This window comes from Roseateles sp. P5_B10 (assembly GCF_056400485.1).
In genome coordinates this window covers 1-623 of record NZ_JBFULE010001566.1, presented here as the reverse complement: position 1 = coordinate 623, position 623 = coordinate 1, and the positions used below count along the sequence as shown (strand labels likewise).

Genomic DNA, 623 nt, shown 5'->3' with positions numbered 1-623 from the left:
GCAATAGGCCGCAGCGGCGTCGCGCACCATGCGCTCGTCATCGGTGAGCTGCTCGTTCAGCAGCAGCGGGTCGTCCCAGTGAAAGCTTGCCTTGGTGGCCATGGTGCGCGTCCTAATGAGCAACGCCCGGCAAAAGCGCCGGGCGCGAATGGCAGAAGTATTGCGCCGCGGCCCGATTCGTGTCCAATTCAAGAAACGACTTCGACGATTCGCAATGCCTATTGCCAAGACAACGGACACCGTTACCCGCTCCTTGGAGTTCCGCCACCTGCGCTACTTCATCGCCCTGGCCGAGGAGCTGCACTACGGCCGCGCCGCCCAGCGCCTGGCCATCTCGCAGCCGCCGCTGTCGGTCGCCATCCAGCAGCTGGAGGCCAGCGTCGGCGCCCGCCTGTTCGACCGCGACAGCAAGGGCGTGCGCCTCACGCCCGCGGGCGACGCCTTCCGCACCAGCGCGCAAGCCCTGCTGGACCGCGCCGAAGACGCCTGCGCCCTCGCCCGCGAGGTGCAGGCCGGCGAGGTGGGGCGGTTGCGCCTAGGCTTTGTCGGCTCCACGCTGTTCAACGGCCTGTCCGCCTGGTTGCAGGCCTTCCAGGCCAGCCATCCCAAGGTCGAGGTGATCG

General features: G+C 67.9%; 1 protein-coding gene. It reads left to right on the top strand.

The features are described 5' to 3' along the window. Positions 1-253: 253 nt before the first annotated feature. Positions 254-623 (top strand): LysR family transcriptional regulator (locus AC1DU6_RS34610; protein ID WP_477863027.1); only part of this gene is annotated, 370 nt, incomplete at its 3' end.